Source organism: Micromonospora sp. ATCC 39149, from assembly GCF_000158815.1.
GTDB lineage: Bacteria > Actinomycetota > Actinomycetes > Mycobacteriales > Micromonosporaceae > Micromonospora.
On the sequence record NZ_GG657738.1, the window covers coordinates 5,413,800 to 5,417,278 of the forward strand.

The following is a 3,479-nucleotide window of genomic DNA, read 5'->3' on the forward strand; positions in this document are numbered from 1 at the left end:
GACCTTCACCCGGCCTGACCCGCCCTGGCCCGCCCGCCCGCCCGCCCCGCCCTGGCGATCTTGCAGTTGCGGCCCCGACAAATGGTGCACATGGTTCTTTCTGGGGGCCCAAAGTGCAAGATCGTCGAGGTGGGGCGGGGAAGGGCGGGGAAGGGCGGGGGTGGGTGGGGTGGGGTGGGTTAGAGGGCGAGGTTGAGTAGGACGGTCAGCAGGATCGAGGCGAGGACCGAGAAGAGGATCATCAGCAGGCAGCCGAGGCCGCCGCCCACCGGGCGGATCTCCGTGTTGCCGATGCGCATGAGGTCACCTTTCACCGGGTCGAAGCGAGCAGGGCGCGTACCGCTGCGGCGACCTGGGCCGGCGGAGCGGTAGCGCGGCCGTGGCGGGGCCGGCGAGAGCCGTCCGTCCGTCCGGCCGGCCGGCCATCACAGCTCGCGCAGCCGGGGGAGCAGTTCCTCCCGGGCCCAGTCGAGGAACCTCGGCTGGGTGTCCCCGCCGACCTGTACCAGCGCCACGTGGGTGAAGCCGGCGTCGACGAACTTCTTGAACGCCGCGACGTGCCGGTCGGGGTCCGGGCCGCAGGAGATCCCCTCGGCGACGTCCTCCTCGCGGACGAACTGGGTCGCGGCGGCGAACGAGTTCGGGCCGGGCAACTCGGCGTTGACCTTCCAGCCCGCGCCGAACCAGCGGAACTGGTCGTGCGCGATCTTGCGGCACTCCGCTTCGTCGGGGCCGTAGCAGATGGCGACCTGGCCGAACCGGGGATGTCCGGCGCCGCCCGCGTCGTCGTACATCTGGATGAGGTGGGCGTCGGGCTCGGTGGCGACGAGGCCGTCGGCGTAGTCGGCGGCGAGCGCCGCCGACTGCCGGCCGGACGCGGCCACGGCCATCGGCACCGGACGCTCCGGCCGGTCCCAGACGTACGCGTCGGGCACGTCGAAGTGGTTTCCGGAGAAGGTCAGCGTCTCCCCGTTCAGCAGCGGCCGGATGATCTGCAACGCCTCCTCGAACATCTCGTGCCGCTGCTGCACGTGCGGCCAGCCGCCGACGACGTGCTCGTTGAGGTTCTCCCCGGCGCCCAGGCCGAGGGTGAACCGACCGTCCGACAGCACCCCGATCGTGCTGGCCTTCTGCGCCACGACGGCCGGGTGGTAGCGGCGGATCGGGCAGGTCACGAAGGACATCAGCTCGGCCCGGCTGGTGACGTGGGCGACCGCGCCGAGCACCGACCAGGCGTACGGGGAGTGACCCTGGGAATCCAGCCACGGGTAGTAGTGGTCGGAGATCACCAACTGGTCGAAGCCGGCCGCCTCCGCGCGCACCGCGTAGTCGACCAGTTCCTTCGGCCCGGCCTGCTCGCACATCAGGGTGTAGCCGACGTTGACCATCGCGGCATCTCCTTCGCTCTTTCGACCCACATCGCATACCCCGGTGGGCGTCGGTCAATCCTCGGCGTCTTCGTGGCCTTGACGGGGCGGCCCAGGGTGCATAAGGTCGGACCTTAACCGGTTCAGGCCGGGGGTGCTGCATCCTGTGGTGGGGATGACCGACTCTGTGGCGGCTTGTGGTCCCGCGAGCCGCCACAGGGAATCCCACCTGAGTGGCGGCTCACTGAACCGGTTGCCCTGGTCGGTCGATCGGCCTACGCTGATGGCTGCGCCGTCGGGAGCCGGCCAGCGGCTGACGGGCCAGCCGCCTTCTTCGTCACCACCACCGCACCCCCCGTTTGGGCACGGGGGTGACCCTCCCCTGAGGAAACCATGAGAAAACGTCTCTCCGTCGCGGCTGTCGCCCTGCTGACGGTCCTCGCCGCCGTGTTCGCCTTCGGGCAGCCGGCGCACGCCGCCGCCGGCTTCACCGTCGCCAACGGCAAGCTGTACGACGCCAACGGCAACGAGTTCGTCATGCGCGGCGTCAACCACGCCCACACCTGGTACCCGCAGCAGACCAGCTCCTTCGCCAACATCAAGGCGCTCGGCGCGAACACGGTGCGGGTGGTGCTGGCCAGCGGTGACCGCTGGGCGAAGAACGACACGGCCGACGTCGCCAACGTCATCTCGCTGTGCAAGGCGAACAAGCTGATCTGTGTCCTGGAGGTACACGACACCACCGGGTACGGCGAGCAGAGCGGCGCGATCACCCTGGACCGGGCGGTCGACTACTGGCTGAGCATCTCCAGCGCCCTCGCCGGCCAGGAGAAGTACGTGATCGTCAACATCGGCAACGAGCCGTACGGCAACCGGGGCTACGGCACCTGGGCCACCGACTCGGCCAACGCGATCAAGCGGCTGCGCGCCGCCGGCCTCGCGCACACCATCATGATCGACGCCCCGAACTGGGGTCAGGACTGGTCGTTCACCATGCGCGACAACGCCGCCTCGGTCTTCGCGGCCGACCCGCAGAAGAACACCGTCTTCTCCGTCCATATGTACGGCGTCTTCGACACCGCCGCGGAGATCTCCGACTACCTCGGCCGGTTCCGCACCGCGAAGCTGCCGATCGTGGTGGGCGAGTTCGGCTTCGACCACTCCGACGGCAACCCCGACGAGGACACCATCCTGTCGTACACGCAGGCCAACGGGATCGGATACCTGGGCTGGTCATGGAGCGGCAACAGCGGCGGCGTCGAGTACCTCGACATGGTCACCAACTTCAACCCGGCAGCCCTGACCACCTGGGGCCAGCGGATCTTCAACGGCGCCAACGGCATCAAGGCCACGTCGAAGGAGGCGTCGGTCTACGGCGGCATCGTCACGCCCACGCCGTCGACGACCGTGACGCCGACCCTCCCGCCGCCGACCACGACGCCCCCGCCGACCACCCCGCCGGCGACGGGGGGCTGCACGGCGACGTACACGATCGTCGGCCAGTGGCAGGGCGGCTTCCAGGGTGAGGTCAGGGTGACCGCCGGCTCCGCCGCCATCAACGGCTGGACGGCGAAGTGGACGTACCCGGGCGGCCAGATCAGCCAGGTGTGGAACGCGACGGTGACCAGCAGCGGGTCGAGCGTGACCGCCACCAACGTCAGCTACAACGGCAGGCTCGGCACCGGTGCCAGCACCAGCTTTGGCTTCATCGGCAGCTCCACCGGCACCCCCACCGTCCCTGCGGTGACCTGCACGGCGAGCTGACCCTACCCGCCACCGGCGGTGGCCGGGCCCACCCGGCCCGGCCACCGTCCCTGCCCTGCCCGACGAGGGGCAGGCCAAACCGGCCGCGTGCCCGAGGGGGAAGGTCGCGGCCGGGAGTCAGTCGGCCGCGTCGACCTCCAGCAGCAGGGTCTGCTCGGGGTGCAGGGCCGGCAGTTGGAGGCCGACCGATCCGAGTACCGCGCCCGGCAGGGTGACCCCGGGCAGCCAGCCCGGCTCCGTCAGGTCCAGCACGGCCGGCCCCGGCACGCCGGCCGCCGGCCGGACCGCGTACCGCCGGGCCGGGTCGAGCCCGGGCAGCCGCAGCGCACCCGGGGTCTGGGTGACGGA

At 70.7% G+C, this 3,479-nt stretch carries 2 protein-coding genes and 1 pseudogene; 1 reads left to right on the forward strand and 2 read right to left on the reverse strand.

All coding sequences use genetic code 11. The annotated features are described in order from the left end of the window. Nucleotides 1–425: 425 nt before the first annotated feature. Complete coding sequence (locus MCAG_RS23705; RefSeq protein WP_036374939.1) at nt 426–1,388, reverse strand: TIGR03557 family F420-dependent LLM class oxidoreductase; 963 nt, start codon at nt 1,386–1,388, stop codon at nt 426–428. A 372-nt stretch (nt 1,389–1,760) separates the two neighbouring features. Between MCAG_RS23705 and MCAG_RS23715 the strand changes: the two genes are divergently transcribed. Beyond that, nucleotides 1,761–3,131 (forward strand): cellulase family glycosylhydrolase, encoded by a 1,371-nt coding sequence (locus MCAG_RS23715; protein WP_007075505.1) that lies wholly within the window; start codon nt 1,761–1,763, stop codon nt 3,129–3,131. Between the two features lie 117 nt (nt 3,132–3,248). Here the strand turns inward: MCAG_RS23715 and MCAG_RS33870 are convergent. After that, nucleotides 3,249–3,479, reverse strand: a pseudogene (locus MCAG_RS33870) (alpha-galactosidase); the annotation flags it as partial.